Origin of the sequence: Streptomyces sp. NPDC056738, from assembly GCF_042790435.1 — a bacterium.
GTDB lineage: Bacteria > Actinomycetota > Actinomycetes > Streptomycetales > Streptomycetaceae > Streptomyces.
In genome coordinates, this window is sequence record NZ_JBHTZF010000005.1 from 296,461 (window position 1) to 314,842 (window position 18,382).

General features: G+C 72.7%; 17 protein-coding genes. 11 read left to right on the forward strand and 6 right to left on the reverse strand.

Annotated elements, in window-relative coordinates:
- The first annotated feature begins 156 nt into the window (after positions 1–156).
- The 5 genes from ACFRIC_RS15470 to ACFRIC_RS15490 all read left to right on the forward strand — a co-directional run bounded on the left by ACFRIC_RS15470 (position 157) and on the right by ACFRIC_RS15490 (position 4,582).
- Positions 157–825, forward strand: a complete 669-nt coding sequence (locus ACFRIC_RS15470; RefSeq protein WP_382785021.1) for a DUF4097 family beta strand repeat-containing protein — start codon at positions 157–159, stop codon at positions 823–825.
- Positions 826–916: 91 nt separating this feature from the next.
- Complete coding sequence (locus tag ACFRIC_RS15475; protein ID WP_382785024.1) at positions 917–1,930, forward strand: ATP-binding cassette domain-containing protein; 1,014 nt, start codon at positions 917–919, stop codon at positions 1,928–1,930.
- A complete protein-coding gene (locus ACFRIC_RS15480) occupies positions 1,927–2,703 on the forward strand; it encodes an ABC transporter permease (RefSeq protein ID WP_382785027.1) in 777 nt (258 codons plus the stop codon). Before ACFRIC_RS15475 ends, ACFRIC_RS15480 begins: the two co-directional genes overlap by 4 nt.
- Before the next feature lie 353 nt (positions 2,704–3,056).
- Positions 3,057–3,863 (forward strand): winged helix-turn-helix domain-containing protein, encoded by an 807-nt coding sequence (locus ACFRIC_RS15485; RefSeq protein ID WP_382785029.1) that lies wholly within the window; start codon positions 3,057–3,059, stop codon positions 3,861–3,863.
- Entirely contained in the window at positions 3,860–4,582 is a 723-nt protein-coding gene (locus tag ACFRIC_RS15490) for a sensor histidine kinase (RefSeq protein ID WP_382785033.1), read from the forward strand. The genes ACFRIC_RS15485 and ACFRIC_RS15490 overlap by 4 nt, the downstream gene beginning before the upstream one ends.
- Positions 4,583–4,719: 137 nt before the next feature.
- Here ACFRIC_RS15490 and ACFRIC_RS15495 read toward each other — a convergent pair whose 3' ends face one another.
- Positions 4,720–6,117, reverse strand: coding sequence for a TfuA-like protein (locus ACFRIC_RS15495; protein ID WP_382785036.1), 1,398 nt, complete (start codon positions 6,115–6,117; stop codon positions 4,720–4,722).
- A complete protein-coding gene (locus tag ACFRIC_RS15500; RefSeq protein ID WP_382785039.1) occupies positions 6,114–7,286 on the reverse strand; it encodes a YcaO-like family protein in 1,173 nt (390 codons plus the stop codon). Before ACFRIC_RS15500 ends, ACFRIC_RS15495 begins: the two co-directional genes overlap by 4 nt.
- A 289-nt stretch (positions 7,287–7,575) precedes the next feature.
- Between ACFRIC_RS15500 and ACFRIC_RS15505 the strand changes: the two genes are divergently transcribed.
- The 3 genes from ACFRIC_RS15505 to ACFRIC_RS15515 all read left to right on the forward strand — a co-directional run bounded on the left by ACFRIC_RS15505 (position 7,576) and on the right by ACFRIC_RS15515 (position 11,727).
- A complete protein-coding gene (locus ACFRIC_RS15505) occupies positions 7,576–9,468 on the forward strand; it encodes a BTAD domain-containing putative transcriptional regulator (RefSeq protein ID WP_382785042.1) in 1,893 nt (630 codons plus the stop codon).
- A gap of 227 nt (positions 9,469–9,695) precedes the next feature.
- Positions 9,696–10,382, forward strand: coding sequence for a histidine phosphatase family protein (locus tag ACFRIC_RS15510; protein ID WP_382785045.1), 687 nt, complete (start codon positions 9,696–9,698; stop codon positions 10,380–10,382).
- Entirely contained in the window at positions 10,366–11,727 is a 1,362-nt protein-coding gene (locus tag ACFRIC_RS15515; protein WP_382785047.1) for an MFS transporter, read from the forward strand. The genes ACFRIC_RS15510 and ACFRIC_RS15515 overlap by 17 nt, the downstream gene beginning before the upstream one ends.
- Here the strand turns inward: ACFRIC_RS15515 and ACFRIC_RS15520 are convergent.
- From ACFRIC_RS15520 to ACFRIC_RS15535, 4 genes are read right to left on the reverse strand one after another with little or no spacing between them, the layout of a single operon-like run.
- Positions 11,703–12,998 carry an Nramp family divalent metal transporter gene (locus ACFRIC_RS15520; protein WP_382785049.1) on the reverse strand — a complete coding sequence of 432 codons (1,296 nt, stop codon included), beginning with the start codon at positions 12,996–12,998 and terminating at the stop codon, positions 11,703–11,705. The genes ACFRIC_RS15515 and ACFRIC_RS15520 overlap by 25 nt on opposite strands.
- The gene (locus ACFRIC_RS15525; RefSeq protein WP_382785052.1) at positions 12,995–13,933 is read right to left on the reverse strand and encodes a sugar phosphate nucleotidyltransferase; all 939 of its coding nucleotides are present in this window, start codon (positions 13,931–13,933) and stop codon (positions 12,995–12,997) included. The genes ACFRIC_RS15520 and ACFRIC_RS15525 overlap by 4 nt, the downstream gene beginning before the upstream one ends.
- Complete coding sequence (locus ACFRIC_RS15530; protein ID WP_382785055.1) at positions 13,933–14,994, reverse strand: hypothetical protein; 1,062 nt, start codon at positions 14,992–14,994, stop codon at positions 13,933–13,935. The genes ACFRIC_RS15525 and ACFRIC_RS15530 overlap by 1 nt, the downstream gene beginning before the upstream one ends.
- Before the next feature lie 34 nt (positions 14,995–15,028).
- A complete protein-coding gene (locus tag ACFRIC_RS15535) occupies positions 15,029–15,565 on the reverse strand; it encodes a response regulator transcription factor (RefSeq protein ID WP_382785058.1) in 537 nt (178 codons plus the stop codon).
- Positions 15,566–15,903: 338 nt separating this feature from the next.
- On the opposite strand from ACFRIC_RS15535, the gene ACFRIC_RS15540 reads away from it, so the two are divergent.
- From ACFRIC_RS15540 to ACFRIC_RS15550, 3 genes are read left to right on the forward strand one after another with little or no spacing between them, the layout of a single operon-like run.
- Positions 15,904–16,533, forward strand: a complete 630-nt coding sequence (locus ACFRIC_RS15540; RefSeq protein WP_382785061.1) for a uridine kinase — start codon at positions 15,904–15,906, stop codon at positions 16,531–16,533.
- The gene (locus ACFRIC_RS15545; protein ID WP_382785064.1) at positions 16,530–17,744 is read left to right on the forward strand and encodes a galactosyltransferase-related protein; all 1,215 of its coding nucleotides are present in this window, start codon (positions 16,530–16,532) and stop codon (positions 17,742–17,744) included. The genes ACFRIC_RS15540 and ACFRIC_RS15545 overlap by 4 nt, the downstream gene beginning before the upstream one ends.
- Complete coding sequence (locus ACFRIC_RS15550; RefSeq protein WP_382785067.1) at positions 17,741–18,373, forward strand: phosphoribosylglycinamide formyltransferase; 633 nt, start codon at positions 17,741–17,743, stop codon at positions 18,371–18,373. The genes ACFRIC_RS15545 and ACFRIC_RS15550 overlap by 4 nt, the downstream gene beginning before the upstream one ends.
- Positions 18,374–18,382: the final 9 nt, after the last annotated feature.

Consider the following 18,382-nt stretch of genomic DNA (forward strand, 5'->3'; position numbering starts at 1 on the left):
CGGAAGACCGTTGCAATGAAATTGGAGTCGCTGCCTGCGTCTATGGTAATCCTGCGCAACATTCGTGTTGCTGGATGTGTGAATGCAACGTAGCGTTTCTGTCATCGGAAAGCAGCGTGCCGACCAGGGCGCGCGATGCCGGAGAAGGAGAGCATCATGCAGAAGTTCGACACCCCCGCCCCCGTCTCGGCCGTCCTCGACATCCCCGCGGGGCGCATCCAGGTCATCGCCGCCGACCGATCCGACACCACCGTCGAGGTCCTGCCCGCCAACCGCTCCAAGGGCCGCGACGTGAAGGCGGCCGGACAGGTCCGGGTCGCCTACGCCGACGGCGTCCTGCGCGTCGAGGCCCCGGAGGCGAAGAACCGGATCCTCGGTCCGTCCGGGGCCGTCGAGGTGACCGTGCAGCTCCCGGCCGGCTCCCGTGTCGAGGCGAAGGCGGCCGCCGCCGAGTTCCGCGGCGTGGGACGCCTCGGCGAGGTCACCTTCGAGGGCGGCCACCGCTCGATCAAGATCGACGAGGCCGACAGCGCCCATCTGACCGGCCTCGACGCCGACATCACCGTCGGCCGGCTGCACGGTCCGGCGGAGATCAGCACGCAGAAGGGCGATCTGAACATTACCGAGGCCGCGCGTGGGCAGATCACGCTGAGCACCCAGATGGGTGACATCACCGTCGGCGCCGCTCCCGGGGTCTCCGCCGCCCTGGACGCCGGCACCACCTACGGCCGGATCAGCAACACGCTCAAGAACGCCGACGCCACTCCTGGCCTGACGATCCGCGCGACCACCGCTCACGGCGACATCACCGCTCGCAGTCTCTGATCCACAGTCTCGTCGATCCACAGTCTCGTCGATCCGCAGTCTCGTCGATCCACAGCCTCGTCGACCCACAGCCCGACAAAGGAGCACCCCCATGACCGACCCGGCCATCGCCGCACAAGGACTGCGCAAGTCCTACGGCGACAAGACCGTCCTGGACGGCATCGACCTGGCCGTCCCGGAAGGCACGGTCTTCTCCCTGCTCGGCCCGAACGGCGCCGGCAAGACCACGGCCGTCAAGATCCTTTCCACGCTCATCTCCCCGGACCCCGGTTCCGGCCCGATCCGCGTCGGCGGTCACGACCTGGCCAAGGAGCCGCAGGCGGCGCGTGCCGCGATCGGGGTCACCGGGCAGTTCTCCGCCGTCGACGGCCTGATCACGGGTCAGGAGAACATGCTCCTGATGGCCGACCTGCACCACCTCTCCAAGGAGGAGGGTCGACGTGTCAGTGCCGAACTCCTGGAGCGCTTCGACCTCACCGAGGCCGCGCAGAAGCCCGCCTCCACCTACTCCGGTGGCATGAAGCGCCGCCTGGACATCGCCATGACCCTGGTCGGCAGTCCTCGGATCATCTTCCTCGACGAGCCGACCACCGGGCTCGACCCCCGCTCGCGCCACAACATGTGGCAGATCATCCGCGAACTCGTGACCGGCGGCACCACCGTCTTCCTCACCACCCAGTACCTGGAGGAGGCGGACGAACTCGCCGACCGCATCGCGGTCCTGAACGACGCCAGGATCGTTGCCGAGGGCACCGCGGAGGAGCTCAAGCGGCTCGTCCCCGGCGGACATGTCCGTCTGCGCTTCACCGACCCGACCGCCTACCAGTCGGCCGCCACCTCGCTGGGCGACGCCTCCCGCGACGACGAAGCCCTCGCCCTGCAGCTCCCCAGCGACGGCAGCCAGCGCGAACTGCGCGCCGTACTCGACCGTTTGGACGCGGCCGGTGTAGAGGCCGACGAACTGACCGTGCACACCCCCGACCTCGACGACGTCTTCTTCGCCCTCACCGGCCCCACCACCGTGCCGAGCCAGCCGAGTCCGAGTGAGCCGAACCACCCGAGTGAGCCGAGCCGGCCCAACCAGACCAAGGAGACCCTCCGATGAGCACCATCTCCCTCGCCGTGCGCGACTCCTCCACCATGCTGCGCCGCAACCTGCTGCACGCCCGGCGTTATCCCTCGCTCACCTTGAACCTGCTGCTGACTCCCGTGATGCTCCTGCTGCTGTTCGTCTACATCTTCGGCGACACCATGAGCGGAGGCGCGGGCCGCTCCGCCTACATCGCCTACATCGTGCCCGGCATCCTGCTGATGACCATCGGTTCCACCGTCGTCGGCACCGCCGTGTCCGTCGCCACCGACATGAACGAGGGCATCATCGCCCGCTTCCGCACGATGGCCATCCACAGAGGTTCCATCCTGTTCGGGCATGTCGTCGGCAGCGTCCTGCAGTCGGTGCTGAGCGTCGTCCTGGTCGGCGCGGTCGGCGTGGCCATGGGCTTCCGCTCCACGGACGCCACCGTCGTGGAATGGCTGGCGGCCTTCGGGCTGCTCGCCCTGTTCGCCCTGGCCTTCACCTGGATCGCGGTCGGCATGGGCATGGGCAGTCCCAACGCCGAAGCGGCCAGCAACAACGCCATGCCGCTGATCCTGCTGCCGCTCATCTCCAGCGCCTTCGTCCCGCTGCACTCCATGCCCGGCTGGTTCCAGCCGATCGCCCAGTACCAGCCCTTCACCCCCGCCATCGAAACCCTGCGCGGACTGCTCCTGGGCACCGAGATCGGCAACAACTGGTGGATCGCCCTGCTGTGGTGCGTGGGCCTGAGCGTCCTCGGCCACCGCTGGTCCAAGGCGCAGTTCGACCGCGACCCCGCGTAGCGACCACCGCACGACCACGGCGACACGGTCCGGCCCCGCGACCCCGTCCCACCCCCGAGGTGGGGCGGGGTCGCGGCCTTGGAGAGACGGTCGAGAAGGACTGGACCAACGAAGCCGGTGGTGACGTCCGGTGTTACGTTTTTCAACGTTGTCCTTGGCGACGAGTACAAGAGCCCTCCGCACCGGCCCGGCCGTACCCCCGGAAGCTCGCGAGAGACCGGTGACGGCCGCCGGGCTCGGCCGAAGCGGTTCGGCCGTCGCCGCGATGGGGCGGTGATCGAGGCGCGTGCCGAGCGGGTTGGCCCACGCGCCGGCGGCGGCACAACGTTGCGCGACGGGGAGGCGTCAGGTCCATGAATGTTCTGATCGTCGAGGACGATGACGGGGTGGCCGACGCGCTCCGGGAGGTGCTGAGCGGTCACGGCTACCAGGTGCACCGCGTGGCCACCGGCCTGGAGGCCATGGAGCACATCACGTCGGCCCAACTGGTCCTGCTCGACCTGGGCCTGCCCGACCTGGACGGCCACGAGGTCTGCCGGCGCATCCGCGAGCACTCGTGCGTACCCGTGATCACCCTCAGCGGGCGGGCGAGCGAGATGGACCGGGTGATGGCGCTGCACATGGGTGCCGACGATTTCGTGGCCAAGCCCTTCAGCCGCTACGAACTGCTCGCCCGCATGCGCGCCGTCCTCCGGCGCACGACCCCGTGCCCGCAGCACCCTCAGGCCGCGACGGCCGGCCCGCGGTCCGTGCCCGTCCCGCCCGATTCACCCGAGCCCCGCTCGGCCGCGCCCCGTACGGTCGCGGGCCGGGAGACGGACCGTACGGCCGCACCCCCGCCCCCGATGTGTGCCGGGCCCCTGCGGCTCGACCCGCGCACCCGCCAGGTGCTCCTGGACGGCACGGAAGTCCGCGTCACACGAAGGGAGTTCGACCTGTTGGCGATGCTGATCGAGGAGCCGGGAACGGTCTGGGAGCGCGAGGAGATCATGGACCGTGTGTGGGACGAGAACTGGTTCGGATCGACCCGCACCCTCGACGTCCACGTCGGCTCGCTGCGCACCAAGCTGGGCCACAAGGACTGGATCGAGACCGTACGAGGAGTCGGCTACCGCCTGACGGTGTCGGCCACGCCCGAGCCGTGCGGGGAGTCACGATGACGGCCACCCGGGTGGCGCCTCGGCTCCGGCCCCTGCCGGCGCTCGACGGTGGCGACGCCCCGACGGTCGCGGCGGCCGCCGCCCATCAGGTGCGCGCCCCGCTGTCCTCGTTGCGGCTGCGCCTGGAGACGCTCCGGGAGCGGCTGCCCGTCGGCCCGAACGCGCACGCCCGGCGTGAGGTGGGCGCCATCCTGTACGAGGTGGACCGGCTCGCCCGGATCCTGGAACAGGTGCTGACCTGGGGATCGGCCACGGAGCCACGGGCCCCCGCCGAGCCCGTCGACGCGCTGGGCATCGCCGCCGCCCGGGTCGACGCGTGGGCCCCGCTCGCCCGTTCCCGCGGCATCCGGCTCGAACTGGACGGGATCGCGGTCACCGGACTGGAGGCGGGCGGCGCTCTGGAGCAGAGCCTGGACGTCTTCCTCGACAACGCCCTGCACCACTCGCCCGGCGGCAGCGAGGTACGTGTCGTCGTGGACGGCAGGGGATCGGAGATCGAGGTGCGGGTGCGCGACCGGGGGCCGGGCATGACGGACGAGGAGATCGCCCGCGCGGGCACTCCGTTCTGGCGGGGCAGCTCCGCCCGAGGCCACGCGGGAACCGGCCTGGGGCTGACGATCGCCGCCGCCCTGCTCACCGCCTCCGGAGGCCGGCTCGAACTGAGCCGGGCCGAGGGTGGCGGCCTCTACGCGGCCGCGGTGCTGCCCGCCGCGCACTGACCCGGCATCAGACGCCGCTGCCCGCCGCACCGTGCCGACGGCAGAGCCGACCTCGCGTGGGAGGCCGGAGGCCGCCGCCGGGGCGAGGACCCGTCGCCGTACCGGACCTCGCGCCGGGTGCCGGTGGGCCGAGCGGGTCACGGCCGGCCCTGTGTCGCCCGTACGCCGTGCAGGGCCAGGAAGCGGCGGGCTGTCTGTTCGGCCTCGGCGAGGGAGACGAACCCGCGGTCCCGGGCCGCCGCCAGCAGTTCGGCGGAGTCCCCGCACTTCCAGACGTCCGCGAGATGCCGCCGTACGACGGCCGCGGGCACCCGGTCCGGCACACGGTGCGTCCCGGACCGGGCCACGTGTTCGTTGAGCAGGTCGGCCGCGGCCACCGCGGACGCGCCCGCCGCCCAGGCACTCTCGCCTCCGCGCAGCTCGACGGGGACGCCGTGGAAGGTGCCCACGCCCGGCTCGACGCGGAACGAGCGCACCAGCAGCCGTACCAGTCCGTGCCGCGCACCGTCCTCACGCTGCTCACGCGGCGTCAGCCAGTAGTCCCACGTCTCCTGCGGCAGATGCGCGGCGGTGGTCTCCGGGGCGGCGGTGGTCTCGGGGGTGCCGGCGGTCTCCGGGGCGGCGCCGACGGCCGACAGCGCGACCCGCACCGGATCGCGGTCCGCGCCGGCCGGCACACCCCATGTGATGCGCTCAAGGGCGTAACGGCGGTAGCGCGCGGGGAAGTCGGGGTCGTAGACCTGCTGGAATCCGAGCACGTCCCGCTCGGACACGATCGGCACCCGGCGCGTGGGCACCGCGGGGCGATGTGCGCCGCGCTCGCGTTCCATGGGACAGGTGCGAGGGGTGAGAGCGGCCCGGGCCGGCCCGGCGGCGTCCGGCGCGTGCTCGGCCCTCGTCTGTTCCAGTGCCAGCAGCGCGTCCTCGCGCTGGAGATCGGCCAGTCGGGGGTGCTCCGCGGTGAACCGCCGCAACGTGCGGGCGGCTTCGCCCGTACGCGCGCAGGTGAGCTCCGCGCGGTGCAGCAGGGCGGCCCAGTTCCGGCGGGTGTAGTGGAGCTGCCGGGCGGCGTGCAGGACGGGCGCCGCCTGGTCCTCGGGTATCAGCCGCCGGGCCACCGCCTGGACGAGTGCCCAGCGCAGATTCACCAGCGCGAGGGTGAGCGCCGGGAAACCGCAGGGCGGGTACTCGACCGCGACCTCGTCGTCCGCGTCCAGCGCGCCGCCCCGGTACATGCTGAAGACGTGACCGACGCCCCGCATCCCGTACGGGCCCAACTCGGCGGCGCGCAGGGCGCCCAGGCCCGCGGCGCCCATCACCCGGGTACCGCGGCCGAGGACGTCGAGGATCTCCTTGTGCCGCACCGGCTCGGCATCGCGCAGCACCCCGTCGATGATCAGTACGGTGTCCTCGCGGCGCGGATCGAGGAGCCACAGGTCGCCGTGGCGCACCGGGGGATGGACGATCGCCTCCGGCACAGCGTCGAGCACGTCGCCCACCGGAAGCGTGGGCCCGGCGTACACATGGACGGTCATCCGGCCCCTTCCGGAGCGGCGGCCGACCGCAGGCACGCGGCTCCGGGGACCCCACGGCGTGGTGCGGAGCCGACCAGTACCACCTTGACCACGCTGAACGCGGGATGGGTGCTCAGGTCGACGACGACCGGCGCACGGCCCGTGATCCTGCGCACCACGCTCGCCAGCCACAGTGCCTCGGTCTCGTCCTCGGCGAACCGGATCGCCGGTGCGGCCACGTCCTGCCACGACACGGTGCGGCCGTCCCGCGTCGAAGCGGCGGGGCGCGGGACGACGGCGGACGAGTCCGGGGCGGCGGGCAGGTCGTCACGGCTGCGGGTGATCGAGGTGAGCCGTCTCTCCGCCGCTTCGGTGAGAGCCCGGCACAGGGCCGTCGCGGCGTTGCTGTGCGCCCCGGAGCCGACGGCCGGTACCGGATGGTCGGGCGACCACACACGGGTGACGAAGCAGGGCAGTTCCCAGCGGTCGGACAGGTCCACGATCTCCAGCCGCGTGCCGGAGAGTTCGAGCCGGCGCAGCACCTGGGCGCAGGGCTCCTCGCGCACGCTCCTCGGGTCCACCCACCGTCGCTCGGCCGTGAGCGGCGCGGCGGCCGACGCGCACTCGCGTTCCACCAGTTCGTACAGGGCGTGCGTCACTGCCTCGTGGTGGCTGTTGCCGCCGGCCAGTCCGTCGGCGGTGCCGGTGAGCAGCGGCGGGCTCCACAGGGCGCCGGCCTCGTGGTCGACCCGTACGCAGTCCCGCGGCACCAGGGTGGCGACGCCGGTGACCGCGTCGACGGCGGCGACCCAGTCCAGCGGGGTGCGGTCGGTCAGCAGGCTGCCCGCGTTCCGGCGCAGGCCGCGCACGTCGTAGGGAAGGCCCAGTTCACGTGCGGGGGTGCCGGTCACCCGGGGCGGGGGACAGGCGTACTCGGCGTGCCACCGTTCCAGGGACTTCATGACCGCGGAGACACGGGCGAGCAGTGCCGACACGCCTCCGCCCTGGGTGACCGTGAGCGTACGGGCTCCCGGACGGACCGCCTTGGCCACCGGTACGCCCAGGCGGTCCATGCCCGTCACGTCGGCGACCCGGGTGATCCCGTAGCTGTCGCGCAGCGGGTCGAGAACGGCCCAGGTGTCGGCGGGGCGCCGGACGCGATGCGTGCCGTCGAAGTGAACCTTCCTCACGCGTCCTCCCGTTGCGCTCGGCTGGCATCAGCTTCGGTGATGCCGTGCAAGCGGCCGGAAAGGCGGCGGGAAGTATCGGGTCAAAGCCGCGTACTTTCCGCCGGTCCTGGGTGAGCGCCACATCAGAGGAATGTCAGGACACCCCCGCGCGGGACCGGACCCCCGTCGCCTGTCCGATTCTCATGGTCCGTCGTGGTCTGCGTTGCACTGGAGCTGAACGGGGGCTGACGTCGCCTTTCGTAGGGTGGGACATCCGCCGAGCTTCCTTCGACGCACCGAGGGACCCTTCATGCCGCGACCGTCCGCCGAGCCCGCCCTGCGGGTGGCCGTCCTCGGTCCGCTGGAGGTCCGCCGCGGGTCCGTCGAGCGCACCCCGTCGGCTCCCATGGCCCGGCGCGCGCTCGCGGTACTGCTGCTGCACGCGGGCGCGTTCGTGCCGGTGTCGCTCCTGATCGACGAGCTGTGGGACGGCGAGCCGCCCCGGCTCGCCCGCAAGACCGTGCAGACGTACATGTACCAACTGCGCCGGGCCTTGCGGCCGTTCGCCGACGCCGACGCCCACGAGGCCCGGGCCGGGGAGACGCTCGACGTGCTGGAGACCCGTCCCGGGGGGTATCGCGTCCACGTGCCCGGGGAGAGCCTGGACCTGGAGGTGTTCCGGCTGCTGGCCGATCGGGGGCGGGCTGCCCGTGACCGGGCCGATCACGCGGCCGCGTCCCGGATCCTCGGCGAGGCGCTGGCACTGTGGCGCGGTCCTGCGTTCGCCGACGTGACCGCCGGACCGCTGCTCACGGCGCGCATCGCGCAGATCGAACAGGCCCGTCTGGAGGCACTGGAACAACGGATCGACTGCGACCTGTCGCTCGGGCGGCACCGTGAACTGCTGCCCGAGCTGCATGAACTGACCGGACGTCACTCGCTCAACGAGCCGTTCGCCGCACAGTTGATGACCGCCGCCTACCGCGCCGGACACCGGGACGTCGCTCTCGACGCCTATACGCGGCTCCGCCGCCGGCTGGTGGAGGAACTCGGCGCGGAACCCTCGCGGCGGCTCCGGGACCTGCACCGCGACCTGCTCAACGAGTCGGACCGGCTCGATCCGCCCCGCCCCGCGTCATCCGGCGTCCGGCCCGTCTCCGCGCCGCCCTGCGTGACCCATCTGCCCCCGGACACCGAGGACTTCACCGGCCGGGCGGGTGTCCTGAGGGAGGTGCTGCGGCTGAGCGCTCCCGCCGGGACCGCGCGGACGGCCCCCCGCCTGGTCCTGCTGACCGGGGGTGTCGGCGTCGGCAAGACAACGCTCGCCGTCCACGCCGCGCATCGGGTCAAGGACCGTTTCCCCGGGGGCCGGTTGCACGCCGTCCTGCACGGCCCGGACGACCGTCCCCTCGACCCCCACGCCGTGCTGTTCTCGCTCCTGAGGGACATCGGCGTCGAGGCCGAGGAGATCCCCGACAGTGCCGAGGGACGGATCCGCGCCTTCCGGGCGTGGAGCGCGCGACGCCCGCTGCTCATCCTCCTGGACGACGCCGCGACGGCCTCTCAGGTGACCCCCCTGCTCCCGGGCGGCCCGGACACCACCGTCCTGCTGACCTCCCGGACCTCGCTGCCGGGACTGGCGGGAGCCAAGTCCGTACCCCTGGGGCCGCTCTCCCCGCGGGAGTCCGCCGATCTGCTCCGCGCGCTCGCCGAAACGGCCGCCGTCGAACACGACCCCCGGGCGGTACGGGACATCGCCGAGGCCTGCGGACACCTCCCCCTCGCCCTGCGCGCAGCGGCCGGGAAACTGGGCCCGCCCCTGCTGCGGACTCCGGACGGCCTCGCCCGCAGACTGCTCGACGCGGACCGGCGCCTGGACGAACTCGGCAGTGTCTCCTTCGACATGGGCGAACTCCTTCGGCGGGCGGTACGACGCCTTCCCGTGGACGCCGCTGCGGCGCTCACCGCGCTGGCGGCGGCGGAGGCCGGCCGGTTCGGTCTGGTGGCCGCTGCCCGGGTGTGGGCGACGGACATGTTCGGCGCCGAGGACAGGGTGGGCCGGCTGCTCGAACTGGGCGCGCTCGAAGCCGAGGCCGACGGGCCGGCGCACGGCCCGTCCTTCAGGATCCCCCCGCTGCTGCGCCTCGCCGCGCTGCCCCGGCACCCGGCCGGCCGGGCCGCCCTGATGTCGCACGCGGGCTGAGCGTCCCCGTCGGGCGGACCGCATCCGGGACACCGGCCGGCTGAAGCTCCCCGCCGCGTGGAGAGACGCGTCGGCGGCGCCTGTACGCCCTCACCTTTGGCAATAAGTTGCCAACGTTTCGCGATCTCAGAAATCCGCGATGAAGTGGCCCTTTTTCGTTCCTTGGTCAGCGTCTGGCACATTTTTGCCAAGCAAAGCGAGACTCTTCACGGCGCGAGAGGACTTCCATGACCCGCCTGCTCTTCGTACGACACGGACGCACCCCGCACAACGCCCAGATGGTGATCACCTCCGGCTATCCGGGAGTCTCCCTGGACGAGGTGGGCCGGGGCCAGGTGACCACCCTGGCCGGCCAACTGGGCCCGGTGCGCGACAGCCTGGCCGCCGTCTACAGCAGCCCGCTGCGGCGCGCGGTGGAGACCGCCGCCATCCTCAACGACGAACTGGCCACCGGACTCGAGCCGCGGATCCACGACGAACTGCGCGAGGGATCGGTCGGCGACCTCGAAGGACAGTCCTCTGCGGAGGCCTTCACCCGCTTCGACGCCACCTTCGACCACTGGTACCTCAACGGCGACCTCGACCACCGCGTCGGCGGCACCGGCGAGCGCGGCAGCGCGACGGTGGAGCGCATCAGCCGCGTCGTCGACGACCTGGTGGCCCGGCACCCGGGGCAGACCGTGCTCGTCGTCGGCCACGGCACCGTACTCCAGCTCGCCCTGACCGTGCTGTGCGCGAACCTGCCGCTGACCTCCGGCTACCGCAACTGGATCGAGAACGCGGGAGTGGTCGACACCGTGCACGACGGACGGCACCTGCACTGCCTGTCCTGGTCGGGACGACCCCCGGTGGTGGCACCGGGCGTTCTCGGCACGCCGAACACGAAGGGGGACCACAGTGCCGCGGCTGCTTGAGTCGAGCGCGCGCCGTCTGCGCGGCGCGATGCCGGACATGGCGACCACCCAACGGGGCGGTCTCGTCGGCTCGGTGGTGGTCGACGCGGTGGGCGCGGGGATGGTCATGCCCCTGTCGCTCCTGTACTTCACGCTCACGACGTCCATGTCGGTGGCCACCATCGGGCTCGTCACCAGCGCGGCCGTCCTGCTCACCCTGCCGATCTCGCCCTGGGCCGGCGCTCTCGTGGACCGGTACGGTTCCCGGTTCGTCCTCGTCGGCAACAACGTGATCGCCGGCGTCGGCTACGTGGGCTACCTGCTCGCGGACAACTGGTGGCAAGTGCTGGTCTCGGTCTTCCTGGTGACGGCGGCCGACCGCTGCTACTGGACGGCCTGGCCCGTCTTCCTGAAGTCACTGACCGCACGCCACCGGCTGGACACGTGGTTCGCCTTCGCCGAGTCGGTCAAGCAGGGCGGGTTCGCCATCGGCGGACTGGCCGCGGCCGCCTTCCTGAGCTGGGACGACCACATCGGGGCCCGACTGCTCGTCGGCTTCAACGTCCTCAGCTCCCTGCTGTCGGCATGGCTGCTGGCCCGCGTCCGCCCCACCTCCTCCGCACAACCTCTCGCCGCCGAGGGGCTGGTCCGTACCGACCGGGCCCCGGTCCGAGGAGCCTGGCGGCACGTGCTGGCGCAGCGGTGGCTGTGGGCCCTGGCGGTGGGCCAGATCGGCCTGTCCTTCCTGTGGCTGGTGCCCACCGTCGTCCTGCCGGTGCATGTCGTGGACGGACTGGGTCTGGGCGCCTGGCTGCCGACCGCCCTGTTCGGTCTGAACTGCCTGGGCGCGTTCGCCCTGCAGTCCTGGGTGACACGCCGCTCGGCCCGCATGCGGCGCACCCGCGTGGTGGTGCTCAGCGCCGGCCTCGGCATCCTCGCCGTCGCCGTGATCGCCGCCCTGCCCTCGGGCCGGCCCGCCGTGGCCGCGACGGGCGCCGCGGTGGCCTCGCTGCTCGTGGGCTTCGCCTTCATGTGCTACCTGCCCGCGTCCAGCGCCCTGGTCGCCGCCGCGGCGGACACGTCCCACGAAGGGCGCACCATGTCCGTGTTCCAGAGCGCCGGCGCGCTGACGTCCGGAGTGGGGCCCGCGGTGGTCGGCTGGCTCCTGACCGCGGGTGCGCCCTGGCTGTGGTGGCTGCTGACGGTCGCCTGCGCGCTGGGCGGTGCCGGATTCTGGGCCGCCGAGCGCTGGCTGCCGGCGCGGGCGCTGCACCGGGGTGAGGAGCCCGGACCGGAGCCGCGGTCCGGTGCCCCCGTATCCGAGCGCGGTGGGCGGATCGCTCAGCCCACCTCGGCCGCCACCTGAACCAGCAGGAACACGTTGAGACCGATCACGGCCGCCGTCACCACGCTCAACGCGGCCTGCGTGAGCGGCCCGTTGCGCCGGGCCCCCATCAGGGTGCCGCGCCCGGTCAGCCAGACCAGCGGCACCAGCGCGAACGGGATCCCGAAGGACAGCACGACCTGGGACCACACCAGCGCGGTGGTCGGATTCACCCCCAGGGCCAGCACCGAGAGAGCGGGCACCAGGGTCGCGCCCCGGCGGAACCACACCGGAACCTGACGGTCCAGGAACTCCGTCATGATCACCTGCCCCGCGTAGGTGCCGACCGAGGAGGACACGAGCCCGGAGGCGAGCAGCGCCATCGCGAACGCGGCCGCGGCCACCGAGCCCACGGTCTCGCCGAGACGGGCGTGGACCGAGTCCAGGTCGTCACCGAAGCCGGGGATCCGCGCACCGATGAGCAGCAGCGCGGCGTTCACCGCGCCGGCGACCCCGAGGGACACGACGATGGCGGTCCTCAGCCGGCGCAGCAGCCACGTGGCGTGTGCAGGGTCCGTGCCGGCGACGGAGCGCAGCGACAGGCGGCGGGCGGCCATCACCGGATGCAGATAGATCACGTGGGGCATGACGGTCGCGCCCAGCATGCCCGCGGCGAGCATCGGGCTGTCGGCCCCGGGGAAGGACGGCACCATCCCGTGGGCCATACCCGTCGGACTCGGGGGAGCGGCGACGATGTCGTAGCAGACACCGATGACGACGACGGCCAGCACTCCCGCGACCAGGCTCTCGAAGCGCCGTGCGCCCTTGCCCTCCGCGGCGAGCACGAGACACGAGACCGTGGCCACGAGCACTCCGCCCAGCAGCACGGGCAGGCCGAACAGCAGCCGCAGGGCCAGGGCGCCGCCGACGATCTCGGCCAGGTCGGTGGCCACGGCCACGAGTTCCGCCTGGGCCCACAGGCCGTACACGACGGGGCGGGGCAGGTGTTCGCGGCACAGCCGGCCCAGTCCGCGGCCGGTCACGGTGCCCAGCTTCGCCGCGACGTACTGGATGAGCATGGCCATGGCTCCGGCCGCCGCCACGACCCACAACAGGCCGTAGCCGTACGCGGAGCCCGCGGTGGTGTTGCTGGCGAAGTTGCCCGGGTCGGCGTAGGCGACGGCGGCCACGAAGGCCGGACCGTAGACGGCGGCCCGCACGTTCGGCACCGCCCTCCCGCCGGGGCCGTACGGTGTCACGGCCGGCCCGTGCCGTCCGGCGCCCGCCGCGACGGGCGAGGTCGGACGCCTCATGAGCCACCCGCTCCTGCGGGACCGGCCAGAACGGTCTCCACGGCCAGGCCGCCGGGGGCCAGCCGCGCCCCGGGCAGCAGGACGCAGTCACGCACCTGCGCGCCGGCCCCGACCCGGACACCGGCACCGAGATAGACGTCGCCGTACAGGGCGGCCCCCTCCTCGACGACCGCGCTGGGGTCACGCAGGCACACACCGCCGTCCTCGGTCGGCTCCCCGCCCGCGGCCCGCACCTCGTGCAGGACCGCCGCGCGGTAGGCCGACGGAGTGCCCAGGTCGTCCCAGGCGCCCGCCCAGGCGACGCAATTGACGGGCTGTCCGGCGGCCAGCAGGGCGGGCACCAGATCGGCGGCGAAGTCGAAGGGCCGGTCCTGCGGTATGAAGGACAGCACCTCGGGCTCGACGCAGTAGATGCCCGCGCTCACCCAGGACGGCCGGCCCGCGGCCCAGGCCGGCTTCTCCTCGACCCGTGCGACGGCCCCGTCCTCGTCGAACTCGAAGACCCCGTAGCGCGACCCGTCCGGCACGTGCACCAGGGCGACGCTGAGCAGGGCGCCGGAGGCCTCGTGCGCGGCGACGAAGCGGGGGAGCCCGCCGCCCGTCCGCAGGTCCCCGGAGAGCACCACCGCCCGCCCGCTGTCACGGATCTCCTCGGCGAACGTGTGCAGCGTGCCCGCGGGGCCGCGCAGTTCGGGCTCGACGCGCACCTCGACGGGGCCGCCCGCCCGGCCGGGGTGCAGCCGGCAGTGCTCGACCACGTCCTCGGCCCGGTGGTGGGCGTTGCACACCACCCGCCCCGCACCCGCGGCACGCGCCTGCCGGGCCAGCCTGTCCAGCAGGGTGTCCGCGCCGAGCGGGAGCAGCGGCTTGGGCCACCGGGACGTCAGCGGCCGCAGCCGGGAACCGTGGCCCGCGGCCAGTACGACGCCCAGCATCACCGCACCAACGCCTCGGCGCGGGCCACCGGAAGCCGCAGCGCCCGGCGCGGATTGGTGTGGAACATGTCCCGTACGCCGTCCTCGCCCAGCCCGAGACCCAGCACGTTCGCGTACTGGCGGGGGTAGAACCCGGTGCCGGCGGCGACGATGCCGTCGGACCGGTACCAGAGGTGGTTGCCCTCCCGGTGGTGCAGCGCCTCGCCCGCCAGCACGGGAATCTCCGTGTCGTCGGTGATGCCGATGATCCGTCCGGTGCCGAGGAACTCCGCGGTGCGCCGGCAGATGGCGAGGTCGACGTGGTCGCCGTCGAAGTTGAGGAACGGCAGCAGCTTCTCGTCCTGCGCGGCCCGCACCAGCGCGGCCGGGACCGGTCCGAGCAGCTCCGGGAGCGTCTCGTAGTGCCACTCCCGCGCCAGGAAGGCGGCCCGTTCCCCGTCCCGCGCGGCCCGCTCGGCCGGAGTGCGCCACACGTGCCGGAAGGCACGGGGCATGTCGTTGAAGAGATGGTCGGTCAGCAGCACGTCGGGGGAGGGGCCGTACCGGTGGTGGACGTAGTCGATCAGCTCGCGCGTCCGCTCGGCGCTCAGCTCCGGGTGCGTGTGCCGGAAGTGCCCGAGCGCGATCCGGACGCCGTTGGCGTAGCACAGGTCGACGATGTCCCGGTAACGGACACCGCCCTCCAGCACGTCGTCCAGGTCACCCCCGTCCGGCCCCATGACGATGTAGCGCAGCCCGTGCGGGCCGAGCTCGCAGATCCTCTCCCACTCCTCGGCCGAGGGCGACCAGATGCCCCGGGGCGGCACACCGCCCGACCGGCCCAGCAGCGGACCCTCCACCGAGAAGCCCAGCACGGAGGGGAACCGCTCGCGGTCGGCTGACCAGGCGCGGACGACCTCGCTGAAACGGTCGATGTAGGAACGCTCCAGGAACACCGAGGGCACGAGGTGCACGCCTCTGCGGACGGCGTGCTGCTCGACGTCGGCGAGGGCGCTCGGCACCATGGAGCTGAAGTCGATGCCGCCGATGCCGTGCGTGTGAACGAGCAGGGGAACGGTCACGAGGTCTCCTCAGGGGACGGGCGGTCGGGTGAGGTCAGGAAGCGGCGAGCGCGGCCCGGGTGAGTTCGGCCTTGTTGCCGAGCCCGAGCTTGCTGCGGATGCGCTTGACGTAGGTGTCGACGGTGTGGGGGCTGATGGCGAGCCGCCGCGCGATCTGATCGTGGGTCAGGCCCGCCGCGATGTGGCTCAGCACCTCCCATTCACGCGGGGAGAGCATGTCGCGTACGGACGCGACGTCACCGGCCCCGGGGTCCGTGCCCACCGCGGCGCGTACCGCGGCGACGACGGCCTCCGGGGTGGAACGCTCGTCGAGGAAGCAGGTGGCGCCGCTGCCGGCCAGGTTGCCGGGCCGCTGGGCGGACATGAGCAGGACCCGGGTGCCGGGCGTCATCCCCGGACCGTCGCAGCTCGTCGGACGGTTGGTGATGAGCACGTCGAGCGGGACGGGACACGGACGCCGGGACGCTCCCTCGCCGAGGTTGTACACCTCGATGCCGGGCACCTCACGCAGCGCCATGCCCAGCGCCCACGACAGGAACGGGTGGTCGTGCCTGAGACCGACTGTGTACATCGCCCACCCTCCGGGTCGCCTGCCGTGCGGTTCTGGCCACGAACCTAGAGGGGAGGACGGCAGGCCTTCGGTAGACGAACGTCAGGGCAATGGCAACGGATCGACAGGTGACCGCAGGGCGCTGGCCCGTCCGCCGACCCTCGTGTCCCCGGGCGCTGTCACGTCCGCCGACCGCCGTGTCCCCGGTATCGGTGACTGGGCCGCACCCGCCGGACACCCGCATCATGCAACAGACGCCGATGCGGCATCGCTTCGTTCGTATGCGACCCGGCGCCTGTGACCACCCCCGTGTCCCCGCACCACCGGTGCGGCGCACGGCTGCCCACGAAGGGATGACCATGCAGACGCAGAACGCTTGCGACCTGGACGAGATCGCCGCGGAGATCCGCGCTCGCGGTGACCGCGGCGGCCGCCGCATCCTCGTCGGCGTCGACGGTCCGGGCGCGTCCGGCAAGAGCACCCTCGCCGAGCTGCTCGCCGCGCGCCTGCCCGGCGCGGTCGTCGTCCACGTCGACGACTTCTACCGCACCAGTGACGACGAACGGCCCGCCGGCTTCGGCGCCGACTTCGACCTGGACCGGCTGGAACGCCAGGTGCTGCGCCCGGCCTTCGCCGGCGAGGCCGTCCGATACCAGCGCTACGACTGGGACCACGACCGGCTCGCCGAGTGGCACGACCTTCCCGCCGGAGTCCCCCTCGTCGTCGAGGGCGTCTACAGCACCCGGGCCCGCGTACGGGACCTGTACACCTACCGCGTCTACTGCCACACGCCCCGCGAACTGCGGCTCAGCCGCGGACTGGAGCGCGACGGCGCCGAGGCCGAGAGCCAGTGGGTCGACCAGTGGATGCCCGCCGAGGACCGCTACGTGGACGGCGAGCGACCGCACCACCACGCCCATCTGGTCCTCGACGGCACCGGCGACACGGGCACCGAGGGCCCGGTCTTCCACCGGACGGTGCTCTCATGACAGGTCCGGTCACCCGCTCCGGTCCAGCCCCCGTCGCCGAGCGCGCCACCGTCGCCGTCGTCACCCTGCTGGACCCGGCCGCCCGCGTCAGCGCCCCGATGTGGCGGCGCACCGAACGGCTGTGCACCCGGATCCAGGACCTGCTGACGGCCGCCGCCCGGGAGACCCCCGGCGGCCCGCTGGACGCGGCCCTGCGCGGCTTGCGGAACGACCCCCTCGACCGGCGGCTCCAGCGGGAGCTGTCCGACGCCGTCACCACCGCCCTCCACCAGGACGCCGGCCTCGCGGCCGAACTGGACGCGCACATAAGCGTCTTCGACGACCGCAACCGCATCGTCCTGGACCGCGGCCCGCGCCACGAGAGCCGTCCGGCCGACGGCACCCCCACCGCACGGGAGATCGCCGCCGCGGCGGCCGCGGAGCCCCGGGACATGACCGGCCACTGGGACGTCACCGTCGTCCTCGACTTCCGCGACACCACCTCCGGCGACCGGCTGCGCAACGCCGTCGCGACCGCCGCCGCCCTGCGCGACCAGTCGCTCGACCCCGCCCGCCACCGGCTCGTGGTCGTCGAGCAGGACGACCACGCCCGGCACCGCGACCTGATCGCCCCCCTGGCCGACCTGTACGTCCACGCACCCCACGGCGGCCCCTACAACCGGAGCTGGGCCCACAACGTCGGCGCCGTCGCCACCCGCGGCCACGACCGCCGGCTCCTCTTCCTCGACGCGGACGTGCTGCCGGACCGCACCTTCCTGGAGCGGCTGCTGGACCGGATCGACACCGTCGGCGCGCGGGCGCTGCTTCCCCACGAGAGCCTGCACTACCTCGACGAGAGCTCCAGCGAAACCGCCCTGCGCGCACGGCTGTTCGGCACGGAGAGGACCGTCGACCCGGACGGGCTGCACGGCTACCGCCTGGTCACCAACAGGGGCGGCTGCATCCTCGTCGACAGCGACGTCTTCCACGACATCCACGGCTTCGACGAACGCTACGAGGGCTGGGGCGACGAGGACAACGAGTTCTTCGACCACCTCCGGCGCCACACCCCCGTCCACATGTCCGACGAGGTCCTGCTGCACCTGCACCACCCCCGTCCGCGGATGGAGGACGACCACGGACGACGCCCCAACGAGTGGCTGCTCGGGGCGACCGAAGGCCGCCCCACCGCCATCGGGGACGCCCAGCGCTACGCCAGCCTCCCGCTGTGACCGAGGAAAACGGAGAGACCATGCTCAACATCGGTGTCATGACGTCCGGGCGCGGCAACGCCCTGCGGATGGTCCTGGAGACCTGCAAGGGCCACGGCGAGGTTGTCGCCGCCGTCGCCAACCTCGACTGCCCCGCCCTGGGCGTGGCCCGCGACAACGGCATACCCCACGTGTCCCTGCACCGGCTGGAGGACTACCCTTCGCGGGCCGCGCGCGACGAGGCCATGGCCGCCGAACTGCAGAAGGCCGGTGTGGACTTCGTCTTCTCGGCCGGCTACAGCGACGTCATCGACGAGGCCCTCCTCAGCGCCTTCCCCGACCGGGTGATGAGCGTCTACCCGTCGCTGCTGCCCGCCTTCGCCGAGGACGACGAGGCCATCGGGCCGGCCCTCGACCACGGCGTCAAGCTGATCGGCGTCACCTTCCACCTGCGCCAGGCGCTCTCCGGAGCCGGCGGAGCGATCATCGCCCAGGAGCCCATCCGCGTCGACGTCGACGACACCATCGAGACCGTCGAGCCGCGCATCCTGCAGACGGAGCGGAACATGCTGCCCGGCATCTTCGCCGCGTTCGCCGAGGACCGCGTCCGGCGCGAGGGCCGCAAGCTGCGCATCCTGCCCGCCTCCTGAAGCCGCCGC

Coding starts and splice junctions, on each gene's coding strand:
- ACFRIC_RS15470 (WP_382785021.1), top strand. CDS start 157: ATGCAGAAGTTCGACACCCCCGCCCCCGTCTCGGCCGTCCTCGACATC.
- ACFRIC_RS15475 (WP_382785024.1), top strand. CDS start 917: ATGACCGACCCGGCCATCGCCGCACAAGGACTGCGCAAGTCCTACGGC.
- ACFRIC_RS15480 (WP_382785027.1), top strand. CDS start 1,927: ATGAGCACCATCTCCCTCGCCGTGCGCGACTCCTCCACCATGCTGCGC.
- ACFRIC_RS15485 (WP_382785029.1), top strand. CDS start 3,057: ATGAATGTTCTGATCGTCGAGGACGATGACGGGGTGGCCGACGCGCTC.
- ACFRIC_RS15490 (WP_382785033.1), top strand. CDS start 3,860: ATGACGGCCACCCGGGTGGCGCCTCGGCTCCGGCCCCTGCCGGCGCTC.
- ACFRIC_RS15495 (WP_382785036.1), bottom strand. CDS start 6,117: ATGACCGTCCATGTGTACGCCGGGCCCACGCTTCCGGTGGGCGACGTG.
- ACFRIC_RS15505 (WP_382785042.1), top strand. CDS start 7,576: ATGCCGCGACCGTCCGCCGAGCCCGCCCTGCGGGTGGCCGTCCTCGGT.
- ACFRIC_RS15510 (WP_382785045.1), top strand. CDS start 9,696: ATGACCCGCCTGCTCTTCGTACGACACGGACGCACCCCGCACAACGCC.
- ACFRIC_RS15520 (WP_382785049.1), bottom strand. CDS start 12,998: ATGAGGCGTCCGACCTCGCCCGTCGCGGCGGGCGCCGGACGGCACGGG.
- ACFRIC_RS15525 (WP_382785052.1), bottom strand. CDS start 13,933: ATGCTGGGCGTCGTACTGGCCGCGGGCCACGGTTCCCGGCTGCGGCCG.
- ACFRIC_RS15535 (WP_382785058.1), bottom strand. CDS start 15,565: ATGTACACAGTCGGTCTCAGGCACGACCACCCGTTCCTGTCGTGGGCG.
- ACFRIC_RS15540 (WP_382785061.1), top strand. CDS start 15,904: ATGCAGACGCAGAACGCTTGCGACCTGGACGAGATCGCCGCGGAGATC.
- ACFRIC_RS15545 (WP_382785064.1), top strand. CDS start 16,530: ATGACAGGTCCGGTCACCCGCTCCGGTCCAGCCCCCGTCGCCGAGCGC.